This is a genomic window from Streptomyces sp. NPDC029956 (assembly GCF_055574655.1).
This window is the reverse complement of record NZ_JBVHZJ010000040.1, coordinates 38882-60791: the sequence shown is the minus strand read 5'-3', so window position 1 is coordinate 60791 and position 21910 is coordinate 38882. Positions and strand designations below refer to the sequence as shown.

Annotated in this window: 16 protein-coding genes; 9 read left to right on the top strand and 7 right to left on the bottom strand. The window is 73.8% G+C overall.

The features are described from left to right. Positions 1-1379: 1379 nt before the first annotated feature. Positions 1380-2165 (bottom strand): glycosyltransferase family 2 protein, encoded by a 786-nt coding sequence (locus ACZ4XX_RS27610; protein ID WP_468510568.1) that lies wholly within the window; start codon positions 2163-2165, stop codon positions 1380-1382. A 151-nt stretch (positions 2166-2316) separates the two neighbouring features. Here ACZ4XX_RS27610 and ACZ4XX_RS27605 point away from each other — a divergent pair, with 151 nt between their 5' ends. From ACZ4XX_RS27605 to ACZ4XX_RS27580, 6 genes are all read left to right on the top strand, one after another. Continuing rightward, on the top strand, positions 2317-4158 hold the full coding sequence (locus ACZ4XX_RS27605; RefSeq protein WP_468510567.1) for a glycoside hydrolase family 15 protein: 1842 nt from the start codon (positions 2317-2319) through the stop codon (positions 4156-4158). A 45-nt stretch (positions 4159-4203) separates the two neighbouring features. After that, on the top strand, positions 4204-4494 hold the full coding sequence (locus tag ACZ4XX_RS27600; protein ID WP_468510566.1) for a hypothetical protein: 291 nt from the start codon (positions 4204-4206) through the stop codon (positions 4492-4494). A gap of 246 nt (positions 4495-4740) precedes the next feature. Continuing rightward, on the top strand, positions 4741-5811 hold the full coding sequence (locus ACZ4XX_RS27595; RefSeq protein ID WP_468510565.1) for a phosphatase PAP2 family protein: 1071 nt from the start codon (positions 4741-4743) through the stop codon (positions 5809-5811). 43 nt (positions 5812-5854) lie between these two features. Then, positions 5855-8074, top strand: a complete 2220-nt coding sequence (locus ACZ4XX_RS27590; RefSeq protein WP_468510564.1) for an NADP-dependent isocitrate dehydrogenase — start codon at positions 5855-5857, stop codon at positions 8072-8074. A 129-nt stretch (positions 8075-8203) separates the two neighbouring features. Then, positions 8204-8494 (top strand): hypothetical protein, encoded by a 291-nt coding sequence (locus ACZ4XX_RS27585; RefSeq protein ID WP_468510563.1) that lies wholly within the window; start codon positions 8204-8206, stop codon positions 8492-8494. Positions 8495-8591: 97 nt separating this feature from the next. After that, a complete protein-coding gene (locus ACZ4XX_RS27580; protein WP_468510562.1) occupies positions 8592-10205 on the top strand; it encodes a sigma-70 family RNA polymerase sigma factor in 1614 nt (537 codons plus the stop codon). 16 nt (positions 10206-10221) lie between these two features. Here ACZ4XX_RS27580 and ACZ4XX_RS27575 read toward each other — a convergent pair whose 3' ends face one another. From ACZ4XX_RS27575 to ACZ4XX_RS27560, 4 genes are all read right to left on the bottom strand, one after another. After that, positions 10222-11349 carry a CAP domain-containing protein gene (locus tag ACZ4XX_RS27575; protein WP_468510561.1) on the bottom strand — a complete coding sequence of 376 codons (1128 nt, stop codon included), beginning with the start codon at positions 11347-11349 and terminating at the stop codon, positions 10222-10224. A gap of 149 nt (positions 11350-11498) precedes the next feature. Next, positions 11499-12371: a universal stress protein gene (locus ACZ4XX_RS27570; protein WP_468510560.1), complete on the bottom strand. Its 873-nt coding sequence runs from the start codon at positions 12369-12371 to the stop codon at positions 11499-11501. Between the two features lie 180 nt (positions 12372-12551). Next, positions 12552-13928 carry an acyl-CoA dehydrogenase family protein gene (locus ACZ4XX_RS27565; protein ID WP_468510559.1) on the bottom strand — a complete coding sequence of 459 codons (1377 nt, stop codon included), beginning with the start codon at positions 13926-13928 and terminating at the stop codon, positions 12552-12554. Positions 13929-14086: 158 nt separating this feature from the next. Then, complete coding sequence (locus ACZ4XX_RS27560; RefSeq protein ID WP_468510558.1) at positions 14087-14542, bottom strand: RrF2 family transcriptional regulator; 456 nt, start codon at positions 14540-14542, stop codon at positions 14087-14089. Between the two features lie 436 nt (positions 14543-14978). On the opposite strand from ACZ4XX_RS27560, the gene ACZ4XX_RS27555 reads away from it, so the two are divergent. Beyond that, positions 14979-15839, top strand: coding sequence for a glutathione S-transferase C-terminal domain-containing protein (locus ACZ4XX_RS27555; RefSeq protein ID WP_468510557.1), 861 nt, complete (start codon positions 14979-14981; stop codon positions 15837-15839). A gap of 250 nt (positions 15840-16089) precedes the next feature. Here the strand turns inward: ACZ4XX_RS27555 and ACZ4XX_RS27550 are convergent, their stop codons facing one another. Then, positions 16090-17127 (bottom strand): NAD-dependent epimerase/dehydratase family protein, encoded by a 1038-nt coding sequence (locus ACZ4XX_RS27550; protein ID WP_468510556.1) that lies wholly within the window; start codon positions 17125-17127, stop codon positions 16090-16092. 141 nt (positions 17128-17268) lie between these two features. Between ACZ4XX_RS27550 and ACZ4XX_RS27545 the strand changes: the two genes are divergently transcribed. Both ACZ4XX_RS27545 and ACZ4XX_RS27540 read left to right on the top strand, forming a co-directional pair. Further along, on the top strand, positions 17269-17511 hold the full coding sequence (locus ACZ4XX_RS27545) for a DUF5133 domain-containing protein (RefSeq protein ID WP_468510555.1): 243 nt from the start codon (positions 17269-17271) through the stop codon (positions 17509-17511). A gap of 141 nt (positions 17512-17652) precedes the next feature. Beyond that, entirely contained in the window at positions 17653-20031 is a 2379-nt protein-coding gene (locus ACZ4XX_RS27540) for an ATP-binding cassette domain-containing protein (RefSeq protein ID WP_468510554.1), read from the top strand. Positions 20032-20208: 177 nt separating this feature from the next. On the opposite strand, the gene ACZ4XX_RS27535 is transcribed toward ACZ4XX_RS27540, so the two are convergent. Then, positions 20209-21597 (bottom strand): D-alanyl-D-alanine carboxypeptidase family protein, encoded by a 1389-nt coding sequence (locus ACZ4XX_RS27535; protein WP_468510553.1) that lies wholly within the window; start codon positions 21595-21597, stop codon positions 20209-20211. Positions 21598-21910 lie beyond the last annotated feature (313 nt).

Below are 21910 nucleotides of genomic sequence, written 5' to 3'. Positions count from 1 at the left end.
ACCCAACACGAAGGGAGTTAGGGGGGGGGGGGGCGTCGCAGCGTGTGGGGAGGTATGGTGGGCTGGGTCCGCTACGCCCCCCTGCTTTTTGGGGCCCCCCCCCCCCCCCCCCCCACCCGTCCCCACCCGGTTCCCCCGCATCCCTCACGCGTGGTGGAACCGGGAGCCTTCGGCACAGGAAGCAGCCGTTGCAGTGCAGGGTGACGACCGTGAGTCCACGCTCGCGGAGCAGCACCCCGAGCCGTCGGGTGAGGGAGGACCCGCTCGTGCCGTCGGGTCCGGACACGGCGACGAGAAGGACGCCCCGGACGGCCGGGAGCCGGACGGGCAGCGGGCCCCGCGGGTCGGCGAGAGGGCCCCGCGGACCGGCGGGGACGGGGCCGCGCGGAGGCGTCATGGCCCCCGTCTCCGCGGTCCTGCGGTGGCGTGTTCGACGCCCGCGCCCCGTCGAAGTCGTGGAGCGGAGACGGGAACGCGTCGCCGTCCCGGCGCCGGACGTGGATCCGGCACCGGGCACCGGGCACGACGCACGGCGCGCTCGGTGGCCCCGGGTTCCGGGGCGGCGTCCCCGGAGGGCCCGGGGGGGCCCGCCGTCCCGTGCGGCGGGCATCCCGCCGCGGCACTCCCGGGTACGCGAGCCGGGGTACTGCGACAGGGCGTGGGTGTCATGGGCTCCGGCCGCGATCGCGATCGTGCCTGCGGAAGGAGGCGTCGGGACGTGGTCGGACGGACCGGAGAGGCCGTTCCGGGCCACGGCGAGGGCCGCCGTGGGCGGAGGGAACGGCCGGTGGGGGAGGGGCCGCCGGTGGCGCTGCACGAGCCCGCGGGCGGCCGTCATCACGCCCCGCCTCCTCGGTGGATGGCCCGGGGCGCGGGTCGTACGGGTGAGCGGGGGACGAGCGCGGGCTGCGGGCGCCGGTCACGGGCGCCGCCCGGTCGGTGTGGTGCGCAGGGTTCGGCAGAGGGGGGTGCGCAGGCCCCTGCCGGCGCTGGTTCGGAGGACCCGGCCGATCCGTCTGAGCCGCAGCTCCGACGCGCGGTGCGCGTGCGGGAGCGGGTCGTACGGGCGCGTCGCCGACGGGCCGATCCCCGCGGCCTGCACGCCCGGCTCCGTGGCGGCGGGGCGGCGGCGGTGATCCGGTCGGCAGCCCGGCGCGCCGGGTGGGCGGTCGGGCGGTGCGCGGGGCGGCAGAGCGAGCGGCGCCGGGCGTCGGCGAGCGGCCAGTCGGTCATCCGCCGCAGAGGATGCGGTGCGGGTGCCACCGGCGCTCGGTCGAACTGGGTGGAGGTCACGACGTGCCTCTTCCGGCAACCGACCCTGCCGAGGGTCTGTCCTGAAATGCTGCTCTTTCCAGCGTTAGCCCCTTACGGGTGGTTAGTCAACCGGAGGAAGGGCGTGCGGTGCGGGGGCGCCGCCGGTGCGCCAGCCGTGACAGGGCGTTGTGCGGCCGCTCGTCGAGGAGCGTGCCGAGGATCCGCGTGCCGTCGCGAATCGTGCGGAGGCGGGTCGGGTCGTGGCGGCGCGGCCGTTCGAGACTGGGCACCTCGGCGACGCGCAGGCCGTAGTGCAGGGCGTGCGTGACCAGTTCGGCACCCAGCTCGACACCGTCCTCCCGCAGGTCGAGAAGGTCCACGAAGGAGCGCCGGAACGCGCAGAACCCGTACCAGAGATCGGTCAGGTGCTGGCCGTACATCCGGTGCGCGACCCGCAGCAGCGCACGATGGCCGAGCCTTCGCGAGAGGGGATAGTCGGCGAAATCCCCGCCCGCGATGAAGCGTGATCCCTTGACGAAGTCGTAGCCGCTCTCCAGGTAGTGCAGATAGTGCGGGATCTCGTGCGGCGACATGCTGCCGTCGGCGTTCATCAGGACGACCAGGTCGCCGGTCGCCGCGAGCAGACCCGCGTGCGGAATGTCGCCGCGCGAGGAGTCCCAGGACCCGAGCCCGCGCACGGTGAGCCCCTTGCGCGCCTGCCGCTCACCGGGCGGACCGCCGACCAGCACCACATCCCCCACGCTCGAAGGGACCTGATCGAGGAGCAGATCGAGCGCCGGCTGCGGATCCCCGTCGCCGGGGCGGACGGTGAGCACGAGACTCACCGTCCGCGTGCCGGAACCGGGTGCGCGGTCGGTCGAACGGCGCAGGGGATGCGAATCGCTACTCATAGGTACGGCCTTCCGCGCGGAAAACCCGTGTACTTAAGGATCCTGCGCCGGAGACCATACCGTCAACAATTAGGGGGAAGAATATGCGGACTTCCAGGAAGGTATTCCCTACCGCTCTGCATTGGAATTCGATCGGGCATACAATCCCGTCATGGCAGGGCGAATTGAGGACTACGCCCTCGTCGGTGACCTCGAGACCGCGGCGCTCGTGGGGACCGACGGGTCCGTCGACTGGTGGTGCGCGCCGCGCTTCGATTCGCCCGCGTGCCTGGCGGCCCTGCTCGGCGATCCGGGGCACGGCCGCTGGCTCATCGCCCCCGTCGGCAGGACCCGCTGCACGCGCAGGAGTTACCGGGGCGACACCCTCGTCCTCGACACCGTCTGGGAATCCCTCACCGGAACCGTCCGCGTCACCGACTTCATGCCTCCGCGCTCCCCGAGCGAGGACGCCCCGCGCATCGTCCGCGTGGTCGAGGGGATCGCCGGACGGGTCGACGTGCGCAGCGAGTTGAGGGTCCGCTTCCACCACGGCAGCATCGTGCCCTGGATCCGCTCGGTGGACCGCCGTACCGTCGCCTGGGTCGCCGGACCCGACGCCGCGTACCTCTCCTGCGAGCCCGACGTCGAGCCCGTCGTCACCCCGGACCGCGCCACCGTCGACTTCACCGTCACCGCAGGCCGCCGCGTCTCCTTCGTCCTCGGCTGGCGCCCCTCGCACACCCCCGCGCCCGCCGCCGCCCCGCCCGCCGACATCGACGCGACCCTCAGCCGCACCCTCGACCTCTGGAACGACTGGGCAGCCGCACTCCGTTACGAGGGACCGGCGCGCGATGCGGTCATCCGCTCCCTGCTCACCCTCAAGGCCCTCACCTACGCCCCCACCGGGGGCATCGTCGCCGCGGCCACCGCCTCCCTCCCCGAGTCCCTCGGCGGGCAGCGCAACTGGGACTACCGTTTCTGCTGGCTGCGGGACTCCACGTTCACCCTCTCCTGTCTCCTGCGCGGCGGCTATCGCAGAGAGGCACTCGCCTGGAAGGACTGGCTCGTCCGTGCCGTCGCCGGCGACCCCGCCGACCTCCAGCCGCTCTACGGGGTCGAGGGGCAGCGTCAGCTGCCCGAGACGCACGCGGACTGGCTTCCGGGATACGAGAACTCGCGGCCCGTCAGGTTCGGGAACGCGGCCGTCGACCAGTTCCAGCTCGACATCTACGGCGAGGTGCTCAACACCGTCTACTCGGCCGTCCGGGCCGGGGTCGCCCTCGACGCCCCGGACTGGGCGCTCGTCGCCTCGCTCCTGGAGTACCTCGGCAAACGCTGGCAGGAACCCGACGAGGGCATCTGGGAAGTGCGGGGCCCGCGCCGTCACTTCGTCCACTCCAAGGTCATGGCCTGGGTCGGCGCCGACCGCGCCGTCCGCCTCGCCCGGGTCGCCGGGCTCCGCAGCTCGATCGGACGCTGGCAGGCCCTCCGCAACGAACTGCGCGCCGAGATCTGTGCCCGGGGCTGGAGCAGCGAACAGCAGTCCTTCACCCAGTACTACGGCGGCCACCAGGTCGACGCCACCGCCCTGTTGATACCTCGCCTCGGCTTCCTCCCCGCCGACGACCCCCGCGTACTCGGCACCGTCCGGGCGATGGCCCGGCTCGACGACCACGGATTCCTCCGCCGGTACGGCGACGTGCGGGACGGCGGAACGCACGACCTCGACGACCTCGGCGGCACCGAAGGAGCCTTCGTCGCCTGCACGTTCTGGTACGCCGACGCGCTCGCCATGACCGGCCGCCCCGACGAGGCCCGCACCGTCTTCGAGCGGGTTCTCGACGTCCGCAACGACGTCGGCCTGCTCGCCGAGGAATGGGACCCGGTGGCGGGCCGTCAGCTGGGCAACATGCCGCAGGCGCTCAGCCATGTGGCTCTGGTGAACACGGCGTTCACGCTGTACGGGACCCGGCGGCACGACCGTACGGGTTCTCGTCATCTCGCGGTGGCATGATCGCGCCCACTCCGGGTGTCCAACGGGGGTCGAGGGGGGTGGACCATGTCGTGGTTCCTGGTCGTGCCGGGCGTGCTCGCGATGCTGCTCGTCGCCGGAGGCGTGGCGGCGATCCGGACCGGCTGGATCCTGCCGTTCCAACGGCGCCGCGTCCACCGGCCCCAGCTCTTCGGCTGGGCGCAGCTGGTGATGGCGGTGGGCTTCGGTACCCAGGTGGCCGGGCAGCTCCTCGACGAGGGCGACGCCCCGTACGTCCTCGGAGTCGTCGCGATGCTCGCCCTGCTCGGCGGACTCGTCCTCGCGACCGTCGCCCAGCGCCCGAGCCCGGACCGCTGAATCGAGCGGTCCCCGGGCCGCGGCCGCTGTGCCGCCCGGCGCCCGAGCCCCGATCGCCGAGCCGGCAGCCCCCGGCCCGGACCACTGAGCCGACCAGCCCCGGGCCCCGGTCGCCGGGCTGAGCGCCCCCGGGTCGGCCGACCGGTCGCGCCGCCGTCCGGGCCCGCCCCGGCGAGCCGTCCCCGACGCGTTTCGTTCGGCCGCGTCCAGCGGGCGGGGCCGCCGTGCGTGGGTTCGAATCGGGGCATGGCTTCCTACGACAGGCCCCGCGCGGGCGGCTCCCCGAGGCCGCTGGAGACCGGTGACAGCTGGTGGTACGCCGCCGTGGCAGGCGAGGCCGCCGGATCGTTCAGCACCCGAGTCCGCACCCGGACCCGGCGTGGCTGCCTCGCAGCCGTACTCCTGCTCACCGTCGTCTACGCGGGCCTCGTGCTCACCGCGACCGGCCGTCGCTGGGGCGACGGGGCCATGACCGGCCGGCGCGCCGACGACGCCGCCGTCACCCTGCTCCGCGATCACCCCTCGCTCGCCGGGCTCACCACCTTCTCCCTGGTCCTCGGCTGCGTCCTGCTGCTCGCCGCCGGCCTGATACGCAAGCGGTACGCCCTCACCGGCCTCGCCGCCGGAGCGGTCGTCACCGCCCTCGCCCTCACCGGACTCCTCCAGCGGTACGCACCGCGCCCCCGGCTCGCCGACGCCGGCGGCCTCATGTCCAGCGGGTTCCCCAGCGCCCAGACCACGCTCGCCCTCGGCATCGCCTTCGGTCTGGCCCTCGTCGTCCCCTACCGGCTGCGCAGCATCGTCGTGGGCGCCGCCACGCTCTGGGCCGTCGGCGTCGGCGCGTACACCATCGCCGCGGGCCAGCACCGGCCCGGTGACGTGATCGCGGCCGCCCTGCTCGTCCTCGCCGTCTTCTGCGGCCTCCTCGCCCTCCTCGCCCGCAAGGGCAAGGTGCGCCCCGGCGCCCGGCGGGGGCCCGCCCTCCCCGGCCTCCCGGTGACCGTGCCGCTCGTCCTGCTCGCCGTCGGCGGGCTCGGCGTGGGCCTCTGGCTCCTCGGGGACGCCCTCGCCCTGCCGAGCACCGCTCCCTACGACCCGGCCGAGCTCCGGCTCGCCCACCGCTGCGGCCAGGCCCTCGCCGCGGGCGTGGTCGCCGCCGCCGGCCTGGTCCTGCTCGGGCTGCTCCGCCGCGTCGACGTCGAGGGCGCCCCGACCCCGTACCGGCTCGGCGGACCCTTCGTCGAGGCCGCCGGAGTGCCCCGGGACGCCGAGCTCGTGGGGCCCTTTACCGAGGACCTCGATCACGAGATATCTTGATGTCGAGCAATCTCGCATACGCAGACGTGGAGCGGAGCACCCGGTGACTGACTCGACCATCATCTACACCCACACTGACGAGGCGCCTGCCCTGGCGACGTACTCGTTCCTGCCCGTGATCCAGGCGTACGCCTCGCAGGCCGGAGTCACGGTCGAGACGCGGGACATCTCCCTCGCGGGCCGCATCATCGCCGCCTTCCCCGAGTTCCTCGAGGAGGGCCAGCGCATCGCCGACGCCCTCGCCGAGCTCGGCGACCTGGCCAAGACGCCGGGCGCCAACATCATCAAGCTGCCGAACGTCTCGGCGTCCATCCCGCAGCTGAAGGCCGCGGTCGCCGAGCTCCAGGCGCAGGGCTACGCCCTCCCGGACTACCCGGACGACCCGAAGACGGACCAGGACAAGGACGTCCGCGCCCGTTACGACAAGATCAAGGGCTCGGCCGTCAACCCGGTCCTGCGCGAGGGCAACTCCGACCGCCGCGCGCCCGGCTCCGTCAAGAACTACGCCAAGAACCACCCCCACCGCATGGGCGCCTGGACCTCCGAGTCCAAGACCAATGTCGCCACCATGGGTGAGAACGACTTCGCCTCCACGGAGAAGTCCGTCGTCGTCACCGCGGACGACACCCTCCGCTTCGAGTTCACCGCCGCCGACGGCACCACCAGCGAGCTCCGCGAGCCGCTGAAGGTCATCGCCGGCGAGGTCGTCGACGCCGCCGTCATGCGCGCCGCCGCCCTGCGCACCTTCCTCGGCGAGCAGGTCGCCCGCGCCAAGGCCGAGAACGTGCTCTTCTCCGTGCACCTCAAGGCCACGATGATGAAGGTCTCCGACCCGATCGTCTTCGGCCACGTCGTCCGCGCCTTCTTCCCCGCGACCTTCGCCGAGTACGGCGAGGTGCTCGCCGGTGCCGGCCTCTCCCCGAACGACGGCCTCGGCGGCGTCCTGAAGGGTCTGGAGTCCCTCCCGCAGGGCGACGAGATCAAAGCCTCCTTCGAGGCCGAGCTCGCCGCGGGCCCCGCCCTGGCGATGGTCGACTCCGACAAGGGCATCACCAACCTGCACGTGCCGTCCGACGTCATCGTCGACGCCTCGATGCCGGCCATGATCCGCACCTCCGGCCACATGTGGGGCCCGGACGGCCAGGAGGCCGACACCCTCGCGGTCCTCCCGGACCACAGCTACTCCGGCGTGTACCAGGCCGTCATCGAGGACTGCCGCGCCAACGGCGCCTTCGACCCGTCGACGATGGGCTCCGTCCCGAACGTCGGCCTCATGGCGCAGAAGGCCGAGGAGTACGGCTCCCACGACAAGACCTTCGAGATGGCGCAGGCCGGCACCGTCCGCCTCGTCGACTCCCAGGGCAACGTCGTGCTGGAGCAGGAGGTCGCCGTGGGCGACATCTTCCGCGCCTGCCAGACCAAGGACCTGCCCATCCAGGACTGGGTCAAGCTCGCCGTCACCCGCGCCCGCGCCACCGGCGCCCCGGCCGTCTTCTGGCTGGACGAGAACCGCGCCCACGACGCCCAGCTGATCGCCAAGGTCGAGCAGTACCTGCCGGAGCACGACACCGAGGGCCTGGACATCAAGATCCTTTCCCCGGTCGACGCGACGACGTTCTCCCTGGAGCGCATCCGCCGCGGCGAGGACACCATCTCCGTCACCGGCAACGTCCTCCGTGACTACCTGACCGACCTCTTCCCCATCCTGGAGCTGGGCACCAGCGCCAAGATGCTGTCGGTCGTCCCGCTGATGGCGGGCGGCGGCCTCTTCGAGACCGGCGCCGGCGGCTCCGCCCCGAAGCACGTCCAGCAGCTCGTCAAGGAGAACTACCTCCGCTGGGACAGCCTCGGCGAGTTCTTCGCCCTGGCCGCCAGCTTCGAGCACCTCGCGACCTCCACGGGCAACTCCCGGGCCCAGGTCCTCGCCGACACCCTCGACCGCGCCACCGGCACCTTCCTCAACGAGGACAAGTCGCCGACCCGTCGCCTCGGTGGTATCGACAACCGCGGCAGCCACTTCTACCTGGCCCTGTACTGGGCCCAGGAGCTGGCCGCCCAGACCGAGGACGCGGAGCTGGCCAAGGCCTTCGCGCCGCTGGCCGAGACCCTCTCCGCCAACGAGCAGAAGATCGTCGACGAGCTCGTCGCCGTCCAGGGCTCCCCGGCCGAGATCGGTGGCTACTACCAGCCCGACCCGGCCAAGGCCGCGGCCGTGATGCGCCCGTCCGCCACCTTCAACGAGGCCGTCGCCTCCCTCGCCTGATGCGGCAGGGGGGCCCGCGGCCTCCCACGCCCCGTCGGACACGCGCGTGGCACCGCCCCGGACGGAACTCCTCCGACCGGGGCGGTCCCGTCGGTGGCGCATCCGCCGTCCGGGTGTGAACCTGGATGGATGAGCTGGGCATCTTGGACGACCGCCGGTGTCTACACCGGGCGAGGTGGGGTGCTGACCGTCGAGGCCGGAGTCGTCACGGGCGATCTGACCGTGCACACGACCTGGGCCGACAACGAGGCACGCGTGGCCGTGCAGTACAGCGGCGCGTCCGACTGGTTCACCATGTCGGGCAGTCCCGTTCCGTGCGCGTCGGAGGAGGAGAGCCGCGATCTGCACGACGCCGTCGTGGCAGCCGTCCGGGAGGGGAACGGGGCCACGGTCCCGACCCTGCCCGTACCACCACGGTGATGGACGTCGGCGCCGATCACCGATAAGTGTTATCCCTCCCTCGCCCACGGGTCTCCGAACCACGGGGGACTCGCACCAGGGATGAGGGAGCAGATCCATGCACAGCGACGAGCGCCGCACCACCGCGCTGGTGGAGGCCGCCAGGGCCGGTGACGCGCGCGCCAGGGACGCGCTGGTCCGCGCCTACCTGCCCCTCGTCCACAACATCGTCGGCCGGGCCCTCGACGGCCATGCCGACACCGACGACATCGTCCAGGAGACGATGGTCCGCGCCCTCGACGGACTGACGGGTCTCCGCGACCCGGCCCGATTCCGGTCCTGGCTCGTCGCCATCGCCATGAACGGGATCCGCCGCCGCTGGCGCGAACGCCAGCAGGCACCCGTGCCCGGCCTCGACCGGGCCGCCGAACTCGCCGACCCGGCCGCCGGCGACTTCACCGAGGTCACCATCCTCCGGCTCGGCCTGTCCGGTCAGCGCCGCGACGTGGCCCGCGCGACCCGCTGGCTCGACGAGGACGACCGTGAGCTGCTCGCCCTGTGGTGGCTGGAGGCCGCGGGCGAGCTGACCCGCGCCGAGCTCGCCGAGGGCCTCGGCGGGATATCCCCGCAGCACGCCGCCGTCCGCGTCCAGCGGATGAAGGAACGACTGGAGACCGGCCGCGGCGTCGTGCGCGCCCTCGACGCCGTCCCGATCTGCCCCGACCTCGCGGAGACCGTCACGGCCTGGGACGGCCGGCCCTCCCCGCTCTGGCGCAAACGCGTCGCCCGCCACGTACGGACCTGCTCCGCCTGTACGGCGAGGGTCACCGGCCGCAGCGGCCTCGCCCCCGTCGAAGGACTGCTCGTCGGTCTCGGACTCGTACCGCCGCTGGTGATCGGTCTCACCGGCGGCCCCACCGCCGATTCCGTGGCCTTCGACACGGTGGCGTCCGACACGGCCCTCCCCGACCCGGGCACCCCCGACACGGCCCTCCCCGACCCGGGCATTCCGGCCCCGGCCGCCCCCGACAGCGCGGTGCCGCACATGCCCGGGCCCGACGGGACCGCTCCGGACACGGCCGTGTCCGACACCGTCTCCCGGTGGACACCCCTGCGCCGGGTCGGCGCCGCCGGCGCCGCGGCCGTCGCCGTCCTCGGCGCGGTCGCCCTCCTCGTACCGCAGGAGCCGCACGCGCGCATGGAGCCCGGCAGCCCGGTCGCCGCGTCCCCGGCGAGTCCCGCCCCGACGACGCCCCCGGCGTCGCCCACCCCCACCCGCACCGCCACACCCCCACCGACGACCACGCCGCCGACCCCCCGCCGCACCCCGCGCCCCACACCGGCCCCCTCGCGTGAGGAGCGGGTGACCGGACTCGTCAACCGGCTGCGGGCCGAGGCGGGCTGCGCCCCGCTGCGCATCGACCCCCGGCTCACCGAGGCGGCCCGTGGTTACGCCCGTGACATGGCCGCGCGCGGCTACTTCGGGCACGCCAGCCCCGAAGGCGAGTTCGCGGACGCCCGGATCACCGCCGCCGGCTACACCTGGAGCGCATGGGCCGAGAACCTGGACCAGGGCACGACCGACCCGGCGTCCGTCGTCGACGACTGGACCGACGGGTCGATGCACGAGGAGAACATGCTCGACTGCCGGTACCGGGACACCGGAGTGGCGTCCGCGGCCGGTCCCGACGGCACGATCTGGGTGCAGAAACTCGCCACACCCGCCTCCTGACGGCCGGGCCGGCGGCTCAGCGCCTGGCACCGAAGTTCTGCACCCACCACGGTCCGTTGGCCGTCAGCGTCACCCCGACGCCGATGTCCTTGAACGAGCAGTTGAGGATGTTCGCCCGGTGGCCGGGACTGTCCATCCAGTCCTCCATCGCCCGGGCCGGGGTCTTCGGCCCCCGGTGGATGTTCTCCCCCCAGGTCGACCACGTGTACCCCGCGCCGGTCATCCGGTCGCCCGCGTCACGGCCCTCCGGATCGTCGTGCTCGTAGTAGTCGCGCGCGGACATGTCGTCGGCGTGGCCCTGGGCGGCGGTCCGTAGACGGCTCTCGGAGTGCAGCGGCCCGCAACCGGCCTTCTCCCGCTCGACGTTGGCGAGCGCGATCACGTCCTGGACGAACCGCGCCGCGGCCTTTCCCGCCGGCGCCGCCGCCACGGGGTCCGCGCCCCGCTGCTCCTGCTGCCGCTCCGTAGGCTGCGCCGGTCGCGGATGCTCCGGGACCTGTCCGGGCCGTGGCTCGCGCTGGCGCTGCGACTCCGCCTTCGGAGGTGTCTCCGGTCGCGGAACCGCCGGAGTGGAGCCGGCCGGCGCCGTCCCCGCCGTGCGGGGGGAGGGGGCGGCAGGGGTCGAGGGTACGGACGGGGCCGAACGACCCGGCCCTGCCACCCGTACGGCCGCCACCTCCCGGCCACCCCGCGCCGACCGTACGGTCTCCGGCGTGGCGTCCGCGCCCCCTGCGGTGGCGGTGGCGGTGGGGGAACGCAGGGACACGACCGGTTCGGCGGCCGAGGGGACGGCGGTCGAGCCGCCGGCCCCGAGGGAGGCGACGTACACCCCGGCGGCCACCGTCAGGACGGCGGCCGCGGACCCCGCGACGGTGACGGCGGTCCGGAAGGACGGCCGGCGCGCGGCCCGCCGTCTCGCTCCGCCGGCCTTGCGGTGCCGCCCGCTCGCACGCGCCGCCGGGACGTCCGCCACCGCGCGAGCCTCCTCGGTCACCGGAGCGTCCGCCACGGAGGGATCCGCCGCGAAGTCCCGTACGACGTCGTGCGGAAGAGGGTGCGGGTGCACCTGCGGGGGTGGGGTGTTCTCGGGGTCGCCGGGATGGCCGGAATGGCCGGGGTGACCGGGACGGTCGTGGTGCCGCATGGAGCTCCGCTCTCTCGCCGTGTCGCCGAACGGTCCGGCGCTGGGGAGAGACACCGGGGCGACGGCGGTATCACTTTCCGTCCCCGGCCACCCCGACACTCCTCGTCAACGTGACGCGTCAACCCCGCGCGTCAACCGTCACGACCCTTTCAGCCCTGCGGGACGACCGCCACCGGACAGGGAGCGAGGTGCAGGGCCGCGTGCGCCACGGACCCGATGCGCGGTCCGACGGCCCCCCGCTTGGCCCGCCGACCGACCACGAGGAGCTGCGCGGCCCCCGAGGCGGAGAGCAGCACCTGGCCGGCGCTGCCCAGCTCGACGTGCTCGGTGACCGGCACGTCCGGGTGGCGCTCGCGCCAGGGCGCGAGGGCCTCGCGCAGCGCCTTCTCCTCGTACGGGACCAGCCCGCCGGCCTCGTCGGCGAGCCGCATCGAGGCCGGGCTGTACGCGTAGAGCGCCGGGAGGCTCCACGCGCGCACGGCCCGCAGGGACGCCCCGCGCGCGGCGGCGGTCGCGAAGGCGAAGCCCAGCGCGGCGGCGCTGTCCTCCGGGCTGCCGAGCTGCCCGACGAGCACGTGCCCGGTGGGCGGTTCGGCCGGATCGCCGTCGCGGGACCGGACGGCCACCACGGGCCGGGTGGCGTCGGCGATGATCTGCTGGCCGTACGAGCCGAGCAGGAACCCGGCGACGGCTCCGTGTCCGCGCGAGCCGATGACGAGCATCTCGACCCGCTCCTCGGTGCCGAGGAGCGCGGCGACCGGCGTGTCGCTCAGCACCTCCGCCGTGAGGGTGAGCTTCGGGTAGCGCTGCCCGATCGTGGCCTCCGCCTCGCGCAGGACCGCGTCCGCGACGCGCTCCTGGCCCGCGCGGTCCTGGACCAGGGGGAGGTCGATCGGTTCCCAGCGCCACGCGTGCGCGAGCCGTAGCGGGAGGTCCCGGTGGAGCGCCTCGCGGGCGGCCCAGTCCGCCGCGGCGAGGCTCTCCGGGGATCCGTCCACTCCTGCGACGATCTCACGACTCATCAGGCTGCCTCCGTGGGTCGGGGGTGGGCCCCGCCGGACGGCAGGACCCGCACCTCCAGCTTGGGCCCTTCGGACGTCCGACGTGAGGGCCGGACGTCCCGACATGCCGGTCCCGTCCGTCCCTTCGCTCGCGAGGGGTGCTGGTCCCTCCGCGGGGTCCCTCCGCGGAGGGACCCTCCGTCAGGCCAGCAGGGTCAGCCGCGCGTGGGTGCCGTTGAGGTAGTGGTCCCCGATGTCACGGAGCCGGTGGGCCGCCTGGGTGGGGGCGGTGAGCGCGCGGGCGTTGCGCCAGAAGCGGTCGAAGCCGGGACCTCCGGCGCGGGCGTCGGCGCCCGCCGTGCCCTCGACGAGTTCGAGGATGCGGGTGGTGATGTGCACGGCCGCCCGGCCGGCTACGGTCTCGGCGGCCGCCACCAGGACGGCGATGTCGGCGCGTTCCTCCACGCCCAGCGACCAGGCGGCGAGCAGACCGTGGGTCAGCGCGTCCGTCGCGCGCTCCACCACGGCGGCGGCGGCGTGCGCGGCCGTCGCCAGCTCCCCGTACGCCAGCAGGAGGTACGGGTCGTCCCCGGCGCCGGACGGTACGGAACCGCCGGACGCGCCGCCGGCGCGATCCGCCGGTGCCGTTCCGGCATGACCGGCGCGGCTGATGTCCCTGGCCTCGGCGAGCGCGCCCTCGGCGATGCCGAGCCCGACGTGGACGAGGAGCAGTCGCAGGGCGAGCGGGGCGAGGGTGGAGTAGGGGGCGACGGCGTGCTCGTCGTGGGGGAGCGTGCCCAGGACGTCCTCGGGCGCCACGGGGACCCGGTCGAAGGTGACGGTGCCCGCGCCGGCGAGTCGCTGGCCGACGCGATCCGTGCCGGCGTCGGTGAACACCCCGGGTTCGGCCGGGTCCACCAGGACGACGAAGAGGTCGCCGCTGCCGCCGGGGCGGGCCCCCACGACGAGCCGGTCGGCCACCGTCACCGCGGACGGGAAGGTGCGGGTCCCGTCGAGGATCCAGCCGCTGCCGGAGTCGGCGGGGGTGAGCGTGAGGCCGGCGCCGGTCTCCGGGCGCGGCGCCTCGACACTCCCGGCGAGCAGCCAGCGTCCCTCGGTGGTGCGTACGTCGAGGGGGTGGCCGTCGGCGCGAGGGGTGCCCTGATCCCGCGCGGGGCCGCCGAAGAACCGGCTGCTCCAGGACAGGGCGTAGTGGTGGGCGAGGAGTTCGCCCACGGAGCTGTCGGCGGCGGATATCTCCCGTACGACCGCACACGCCGCCTGCCAGTCGGCGCCCCGCCGGTTGGGTCCCGGGGCCGTCAGGAGGGCGGGGAGTCCCGCCTCCTGGAGCCGGGCGACCTCGTCGAACGGCGCCTTGCCCGCACGGTCCCTGACGAGGGCGTCGACGGCGAGGTCGTCGGCGAGTTCGCGGGTGACGCGGGGCCAGAGCGCGTCGTCTGCGGGCCGGTCGACCGGGCTTGCGCCGGGTCGTTCGGCGGGTCGTGCGACGGGACCGGCGGCCGGTGCGGAGGTGGTGCGTATCGCTGGTCTCTTCGGCGATTTCCTCGGCGTACTCACGTCACCTCACATGGTTCCTGGTATCCCCACTGGAATAGTAGGGATAGTGACAGAGGGGAGGTCGCCGCCCCAAGGGGCGTCCGTAAGCTGGACAAGGTCGTCTCGGAAGATGAGAAGCAGTCACATCGCTGCAGGTCGCGAGGGGTTGGCCCGAGGGCTCAGGGGTTGGTCCAGGCCTCCGGATCGTCCGCGAGCGCGACGATCGACTCCGGCAGCTGGGCCGCCGCGACCTCGGCGAGCGACACCCCGAGCACCTCGCGGACGCCCGCCCGGAGCGCGATCCAGAGAGTCAGCAGCGACTCGGCCGGACCGGTGTACGAGAGGTCCGGCGGCCGCTCCCCGCGGACCGAGACCAAGGGCCCCTCCACGCAGCGGATGACCTCCGCGACCGAGATCGACTCCGCGGGCCTCGCCAGCCAGTAACCGCCGTTGCCGCCGCGCTGACTCTGTACGAGACCGCCCTTGCGCATGTCCCCGAGGATGCCTTCGAGGAACTTGTGCGAGATGCCCTGGCCCTCGGCGATGGCCTCGGCCTTCAGCGGACCCGCGTCCTGGGCGGCGGCGAGCTGGAGGGCGGCACGCACCGCGTAGTCGGCCCTGGCTGAAATGCGCATGCGCGCATTATTCCGCACGCTTGCGGCAGCCGGCCCGTACCGCACCCTTGACGTCGTCCTGGGCCGGTCGGACACTCAGGACGGGGAAACCGAGCGAACAGGTAGGGAACCATGGGACGCAGCGGCCGACGCGACACGCCACTCGCCGCACCCCTCCCGCGCTCCCTGCCCCTCACGTCCCGCCGCCACATCGACCTGCTGCGGGTCTGCAGCGCGGCGAGTCGCGGGCACCGCCGGGTGGTTCACCCCACCCGCTGAGGGTCTGTCCGCCGAAGGGGCGTCGCCCCCGTGGGCGCAGTGCCGCGCCCCTCTCCTCCTCTTCCCGTACCTCTGCTGCCTCCGGGCCCCGCGGGACCGGTGCCGTGGTCGCGCTGCCGCGACCGCGCCGCGCCGCGCGCCGCCCGGACCCAGCACCGAGCACCCTCAAGGGAGAAGCATGTCCGTCGTCCCGTCCTCGCTGCTGCCCGCCTCCGCCGTGCCCGCCTTCCGGGGCCGGATCGGCCGCGACGTCCACAGCGGCCACTACGCCGTGCCGCACCGCTACCGCCTCCACGTCGCCCCGTACGACCCCGGCTGTCTGAGCATCGCCCTGACCCACAGCCTGCTCGGACTCGACGACACGCTCCCGCTCTCCGTGCTGCCCGAGAGCCCCGACACGCCCGACGGCGGGTACGCGGCCCTCCGCCCGCTGTACGAGGCGAGCGCGCACCTCTACGACGGACCGGCCGCGGCGCCCGTCCTCAGTGACGGTTGGACGGGACGGATCGTCAGCACCCACGTCCCCGACATCCTGCGGGACCTCGCCCTCCGCTTCCGCGGCGAGGGCCCCGAGCTGCTGCCGGAGGAGCACCGCGGCGAGATCGAGGCGATCGCCGACCTGTGCGAGCGGAGCATCAACCGGGCGGCCCAGCGCGCCGGTGAGCTCGGACTCGACGGCGAGGCCGCCCACCACGACCCGCTCACGACCCTCTTCGCGGCCCTCGGCTCCCTGGAGCGCCGCCTCGCCCGTCACCCGTACGTGCTGGGCGACGCGCCGACCGCGGCCGACGTGCAGGTCTGGGCCACCCTGGTCCAGCTCGACACCGTCCACCGCTGGCACCTGGACGCCGCCGCGATGGACCGGGTCGCCGGCTACCCGGCGCTCTGGGCCTACGCCCGATGCCTCGCCGAGCGCCCCGAGTTCGCCCGGCGGCTCGACATCGACGGCATCCTGCGCCGCCACCGCACCCACTGCCGGGGCCGCGAGGCCGCGGGCGCGGGCATCCGCCTCGTCGACTGGTCCGGCCCGACCGACTGACGTACGGCGTGCGGGCGGAGGGCCACCGCGGGCACGACGGGGCGGCCCGGGAGCGGGGCTCCCGGCCGCCTCGGCTTCCGACGACTCCGGCTCCGGGGCACCCTGGCACCGGGCCTCCCGGCCTCCCGGTCACCCTGGCTTCCGGCCACCCCGGCTCCGGGCCTCCCGGTCAGCCCGGCTTCCGGCCACCCCGGCTTCCGGCCACCCCGGCTCCGGGCCTCCCGGTCAGCAGATGCGGTGGCCCGCCGGGTCAGCCGATGCGGTGGCCCGCCAGCGGGCCCGTGTCGTCGCCCGCGCCCTCACGCACGCCGCGCAGGAACGCCTCCAGAGCCTCCAAGGAGCTCCGTGACGGCTCCCACCCCAGGTCCTTCCGGGCCCGCTCCGTCGCGAGCAGCGGCATGTGCCGCAGCGCGTCGAACAGGCCGGGGGACGCGGAGGCGAGCCTCAGACGCCAGGCCGCCGACAGCGCGCCCCGCACGGCACCCGCCGGCACCCGTACGGGCTTGGCGTCCAGGAGCTCGCCCAGGACCGCGCCGTCGATCACCGGCTCGGCGGCCAGGTTGAACGCGCCGCGTACGTCCCGCAGCAGCGCCCGCCGGTAGGCGTCGGCCGCGTCCTCGGTGTGCAGGACCTGGAAGCGGAGCCCGTCGAACTCCGGGAGCAGCGGCAGCAGATCGGGCCGCATCAGCTGCCCGGGGAAGAAACGCCCCGCGAAGATCCGCCGCTGCCCGCTCGCCGACTCCTCCTTGAAGAGGAACGACGGACGCATCCGCACCACCCGGATCAGCGGATGGTCCCGCTCGAAGGTGTCCAGGACCCGCTCCAGATAGGCCTTCTCCCGCGTGTACGCCGCCCCCGGCCAGCCGTGCGTCGGCCACGCCTCGGACACCGGGACACCGTCGGCCGGGCCCGGAGAGTACGCCCCCACCGAGGAGGCGTGCACCAGGACGGGCACCCGCGCCGCCGCGGCCGCCTCGAAGACGCGCACCGCGCCCAGGACATTGGTCCGCCATGTCGCCACCGGATCGTGGGTCGGTCCGAACCGCCAGGCCAGGTGCACGACCGCGTCCGCGTCGGCGACGTGCCGCGCGAGCAGCGGCTCGTCGCCCTCCCGGGACAGGTCGACCTCGGCCCATTCCACCCCGGGCAGCTCGAGTCCCGGCCGGCGCCGGGCGAGACCCAGGACCGAGCCGACGCGCGGTTCGCGCGCCAGGAGCCTCACCAGACTGGTGCCCACGTTGCCGGTGGCGCCGGTGACGACCACCCGCGAAATCTCGCTCGGGTTCATGTCTCCGACCCTCCGCCATGGGCGTCGGAACCGCACTCCGGGGGCGGCCCGGACCCGCGGCCGTCACACAGCGTGTCCGTGTCGGTCGCGAGTGTGGCCGACGACCGGGAGTATGGAGCGACTCAGGAGAAGGAGGACACGATGCTGCTGCCCGACAGGAACACGGTCGACCGGCTGCTCCGGCACTACCGCGCCCAGGAGCGGACCGTGCTGGACAGGCCGTGCGACCTGTCGGCGCGCCGGCGCTTCGAGGACACGGCGTACACGCTGTGCGTGCTGATGGGGGAGCGGACCGCCCGCGAGGCCGCCCTCGCGGCCGAGCTCTATGTGGCCGGAACCCGCCCGGCGCAGCGCCCGACGCTGGAGGGCCTCCCCGGGGCCTGATCTCAATCGATCAGGATTTGAGAAGCGTCCGCATCCGGCCGCCGCTAGCGTGGCTGCCATGGACCTTGCGATACGGCAGCCGTCGCCCACGACGCACCGCGCCGGTCCGTTTTTCGGCCCCGCGCGACAGCTGGAGAGACGATGAGCAAGGCCCCCAGGGCGGACAAGCAGCCGCACCCGGCCGACCGGCACGATCTGATCCGCGTGCACGGCGCCCGGGAGAACAACCTCAAGGACGTCAGCATCGAGATCCCGAAGCGCCGGCTCACGGTGTTCACGGGCGTCTCCGGCTCGGGCAAGAGCTCGCTCGTCTTCGACACGATCGCCGCCGAGTCCCAGCGGCTGATCAACGAGACGTACAGCACCTTCGTCCAGGGCTTCATGCCGACCCTCGCGCGGCCCGAGGTCGACGTCCTCGACGGCCTGACGACCGCGATCATCGTCGACCAGCAGCGGATGGGGGCCGACCCCCGCTCCACCGTCGGCACCGCCACCGACGCCAACGCGATGCTCCGCATCCTCTTCAGCCGGCTCGGCAAGCCGCACATCGGACCGCCCAGCGCGTACGCCTTCAACGTCCCCTCGGTCAAGGCCAGCGGCGCCATCACGGTCGAGCGCGGGGAAAAGAAGACCGTCAGGGCGACCTTCAACCGCACCGGCGGCATGTGCCCCCACTGCGAGGGCCGGGGCACGGTGTCGGACATCGACCTGGATCAGCTCTACGACGACTCCAAGTCGCTCGACGAGGGCGCGCTCACCATCCCCGGCTACACGCCCGGCGGCTGGAACTACCGCCTCTACAGCGAATCCGGCCTCGTCGACCCGGCCAAGCCGATCCGCAGGTACACGAAGAAGGAACTCCAGGCCTTCCTCCACCACGAGCCCACCCGCATGAAGATCGCGGGCATCAACATGACGTACGAGGGGCTCATCCCGCGGATCCAGAAGTCCTTCCTGGCCAAGGACAAGGAGGGGATGCAGCCCCACATCCGGGCCTTCGTCGATCGGGCGGTCACCTTCACCACCTGCCCCGAGTGCGACGGCACCCGGCTCGCCGAGGGCGCCAGGGCGTCGAAGATCAAGCGCATCAGCATCGCCGACGCCTGCGCCATGCAGATCAGCGACCTCGCCGCGTGGGTGCGCGGCCTGAAGGAGCCCTCGGTCGCTCCGCTGCTCACCGCGCTCCAGCTGACCCTGGACTCCTTCGTGGAGATCGGCCTCGGCTATCTCTCCCTCGACCGTCCCGCGGGGACGCTGTCCGGCGGCGAGGCGCAGCGGGTCAAGATGATCCGCCACCTGGGCTCGTCGCTCACCGACGTCACGTACGTCTTCGACGAGCCCACCGTCGGCCTGCACCCCCATGACATCCAGCGGATGAACGAACTGCTGCTGCAGCTGCGGGACAAGGGCAACACCGTGCTCGTCGTGGAGCACAAGCCGGAGACCATCGCGATCGCCGACCACGTGGTCGACCTCGGCCCCGGCGCCGGTACGGCGGGCGGCACCGTCTGCTTCGAGGGCACCGTGGAGGGGCTGCGGACCGGCGGCACCACCACCGGCCGGCACTTCGACGACCGGGCCTCCGTCAAGGACTCCGTGCGCGAGCCCAGCGGCACCCTGGAGATCCGCGGCGCGACGACCCACAACCTGCGCGACGTCGACGTCGACGTCCCGCTCGGGGTCCTCGCCGTCGTCACCGGCGTCGCCGGCTCCGGCAAGAGCTCACTGGTGCACGGCTCGATTCCGGCGAGCGACGACATCGTGTCCATCGACCAGAGCCCCATCCGGGGCTCGCGCCGCAGCAACCCGGCGACGTACACCGGACTGCTCGACCCGATCCGCAAGGCCTTCGCCAAGGCCAACGGAGTGAAGCCCGCGCTGTTCAGCGCCAACTCCGAGGGCGCCTGCCCCACCTGCAACGGCGCGGGCGTCATCTACACCGACCTCGGCATCATGGCCGGGGTCTCCTCGACCTGCGAGGACTGCGAGGGCAAGCGGTTCCAGGCCTCGGTGCTCGAATACCTCCTCGGCGGCCGCGACATCAGCGAGGTGCTCGCGATGTCCGTGACCGAGGCCGTGGAGTTCTTCGGCGCGGGCGAGGCGAGCACCCCGGCCGCGCAGCGCATCCTCGCGCGACTCGCGGACGTCGGCCTCGGCTATCTGAGCCTCGGCCAGCCGCTCACCACGTTGTCCGGCGGCGAACGCCAGCGGCTCAAGCTGGCCACGAACATGGGCGAGAAGGGCGCTGTCTACATCCTCGACGAGCCGACCACCGGTCTGCACCTCGCCGATGTGGAGCAGCTGCTCGGCCTGCTCGACCGGCTCGTGGACTCCGGCAAGTCGGTCATCGTCGTCGAGCACCACCAGGCGGTCATGGCTCACGCCGACTGGATCATCGACCTCGGCCCCGGGGCCGGTCACGACGGCGGCACGATCGTCTTCGAGGGCACCCCCGCCGACCTGGTGGCCGCGCGGTCGACGCTCACGGGCGAGCACCTGGCGGCGTACGTGGGAGCCTGACGGCGACGTCCGACACCTGACTTCCGACGTTCGGCTCGGGCCCGGCGGCCAGGTGTGACCGGCCAGGCCCGGCCGACCGGGCCCGACCAGGTGTGACCGACAAGGCCCGGCCGACCGTGCCCGGCCTGGCGCGTGCCCGGCCCGGGTCCGGCCGGCTCGGGCCGGCGTGCCTCTTCGTCAGCCCGCCCGGTGGGCCGTCCTGCGCCGCCGGCCCCACAGCGCGAGCGCCGCCACGCACGCCGAGCCCACCAGGGCCAGCGGAAGGCCGGCCGACGCCTCCGAGGGCTCCTCCCCGCGCGCGGGGTCCTTGGCGGGTGCGGCCGCAGCCGCTGCTGCCGCGGCCTCCGCACCGGCCCGGGGCGCGGGACCGTCCGCCCTCGCGTCGCGCCCCTCACGGGCCACCGCCACCGCGCGGTTGCCCGAACCGGCCGCCGCCTTCGTCCGTACGGGGAGCAGCGAGCCCACCGGCTGGACCAGGTCCGCCGCCTCGAAGCCCCAGTCGAGGAGTTCGCGCGCCTCCTCGTACACGGCGAGTCCGCCGCCGCTCTGCGGGTTCATCACCGTGACGACCAGGGTCCGGTCGCCGCGCCGCGCCGCAGAGATCAGCGTGTTGCCCGCGTTGCTCGTGTAGCCGTTCTTGATCCCGATGAGCCCCGGGTAGCGGCCGACGCCGTCCGCGCCCGTCAGGAGCCGGTTGGTGTTGGCGATGCCGTACGACCAGGTGCCTGCCGGGAAGTCGGCGTATCGCGTCGAGCAGTACCGGGTGAACGCCGGGTCCTGGAGCCCGGCCCTGCCGAACACCGCCAGGTCGTACGCGGAGGACACCTGCCCCGGGGCGTCGTACCCGTCGGGGGACACCACCTGGGTGTCCAGGGCGCCCAGTGACCTGGCCTTCTCCTGCATCTGGCGGGACATCGACTCCCAGCCGCCGTTCATCGCGGCGAGGACGTGCACCGCGTCGTTCCCGGAGCTGAGGAACACGCCGTTCCACAGGTCGGAGACCTTGTACGTGTATCCCTCCTTCACCCCGACCAGGCTGCTGCCGTCCCCGATCCCGGTCAGCTCGGAATCGGCCACGGTGTGCTGCTCGGAGGGGGCGTGGTGGGGGAGCGCCGTGAGGGCGAACAGCGCCTTGAGGGTGCTGGCCGGCGGCAGCTTCCGGTGGGCGTTGCGCGCGGCGAGCACCTCGCCCGACGACGCGTCCGCGATCACCCACGACAGTGCGGAGAGCGAGGGCACGTCGGGCGCACCCGGCAGCGGCTGTACCTGGATGCCCTTCCGGTCGAGCCGGGCGCGGTCGACGTAGGGGCGCGTGGGCGGCGAGGGCTCCCGGAGGGACGTCCGCAGGGACCCCGAAGTGGAGGTGCCGGTCGCGGTCGAGGCGACGGCCGTGGCCGAAGTGACTGCCGCGGTCGACATGACGGTCGCGGTCGAGGTGACGGTCGAGGTCGAGGTGACAGTCGCGGTCGAGGTGACAGGAGATGCCGTGGCCGACGGAGCGGGCAGCGCGAGCAGCACCGCCGCGGTACCGGCGGCAGCATGACGGACAGCTGACGTGACGATCATTCAGTCACCGTAGGAAGGAGGCGCGGAACCCGCAGATCGGAGTGCGCCGACCGGCGTAGCGGGTGTGGCGTACGGCGGCGCGTCGTGAGCCCGCCCGGGTGGTGACGCCCTCCCCGGCCGGCTGTCGGCGGCGCAGGGCATGCTGGTGACGTGCCCTCACACCCGTACCAGAGCAACGGCGTTCCGGCCGAGAGCGCCGCGGCGCCTCCCGCCGAACCGGCCTCCCGGTCCGTTCCGGGCCCCGCCAGGTCCTCGGGGGCCTCCGGCGGCGGTCCCTTCGGCGCGCCCGCCTTCCGCGCCGAGCGGCAGCCGC

Coding starts and splice junctions, on each gene's coding strand:
- ACZ4XX_RS27570 (WP_468510560.1), bottom strand. CDS start 12,371: ATGAGTCGTGAGATCGTCGCAGGAGTGGACGGATCCCCGGAGAGCCTC.
- ACZ4XX_RS27550 (WP_468510556.1), bottom strand. CDS start 17,127: ATGAACCCGAGCGAGATTTCGCGGGTGGTCGTCACCGGCGCCACCGGC.
- ACZ4XX_RS27600 (WP_468510566.1), top strand. CDS start 4,204: ATGTCGTGGTTCCTGGTCGTGCCGGGCGTGCTCGCGATGCTGCTCGTC.
- ACZ4XX_RS27535 (WP_468510553.1), bottom strand. CDS start 21,597: ATGATCGTCACGTCAGCTGTCCGTCATGCTGCCGCCGGTACCGCGGCG.
- ACZ4XX_RS27555 (WP_468510557.1), top strand. CDS start 14,979: ATGTCCGTCGTCCCGTCCTCGCTGCTGCCCGCCTCCGCCGTGCCCGCC.
- ACZ4XX_RS27585 (WP_468510563.1), top strand. CDS start 8,204: ATGAGCTGGGCATCTTGGACGACCGCCGGTGTCTACACCGGGCGAGGT.
- ACZ4XX_RS27540 (WP_468510554.1), top strand. CDS start 17,653: ATGAGCAAGGCCCCCAGGGCGGACAAGCAGCCGCACCCGGCCGACCGG.
- ACZ4XX_RS27580 (WP_468510562.1), top strand. CDS start 8,592: ATGCACAGCGACGAGCGCCGCACCACCGCGCTGGTGGAGGCCGCCAGG.
- ACZ4XX_RS27595 (WP_468510565.1), top strand. CDS start 4,741: ATGGCTTCCTACGACAGGCCCCGCGCGGGCGGCTCCCCGAGGCCGCTG.
- ACZ4XX_RS27545 (WP_468510555.1), top strand. CDS start 17,269: ATGCTGCTGCCCGACAGGAACACGGTCGACCGGCTGCTCCGGCACTAC.
- ACZ4XX_RS27560 (WP_468510558.1), bottom strand. CDS start 14,542: ATGCGCATTTCAGCCAGGGCCGACTACGCGGTGCGTGCCGCCCTCCAG.
- ACZ4XX_RS27610 (WP_468510568.1), bottom strand. CDS start 2,165: ATGAGTAGCGATTCGCATCCCCTGCGCCGTTCGACCGACCGCGCACCC.
- ACZ4XX_RS27605 (WP_468510567.1), top strand. CDS start 2,317: ATGGCAGGGCGAATTGAGGACTACGCCCTCGTCGGTGACCTCGAGACC.
- ACZ4XX_RS27575 (WP_468510561.1), bottom strand. CDS start 11,349: ATGCGGCACCACGACCGTCCCGGTCACCCCGGCCATTCCGGCCATCCC.